At 64.5% G+C, this 231-nt stretch carries 1 protein-coding gene; it reads right to left on the bottom strand.

Annotated elements, in window-relative coordinates; translation table 11 throughout:
- Window positions 1-230, bottom strand: a 230-nt coding sequence (locus AC0L2O_RS37640) for a tripartite tricarboxylate transporter substrate-binding protein (RefSeq protein WP_473373301.1), incomplete at its 3' end; no start/stop codon positions are given.
- Window position 231 lies beyond the last annotated feature (1 nt).

Below are 231 nucleotides of genomic sequence, written 5' to 3'. Positions count from 1 at the left end.
GTGATCAACTCGCGCAGGTTTGCGGCAGGCACCGAAGGATTGACGGCGAAAACCAATGCGCTGTTGATCAGGCGGTAGATGGCGCGGAAATCGCCAACGGAATATCCGGGATTCGCCGACGTCATGGGAATGATGACCTGCGTGCTGCCGTTGCCGAGCAGCAGCGAATAGCCGTCGGGCTCCTCACGCGCGACCGCCGCGGTCCCGATGGCGCCGCCCGCGCCGCCGATA

The organism is Bradyrhizobium sp. Kon10, assembly GCF_055807395.1.
The sequence above is the reverse complement of the archived record's forward strand: the minus strand, read 5'-3'. Positions and strand labels throughout refer to the sequence as shown.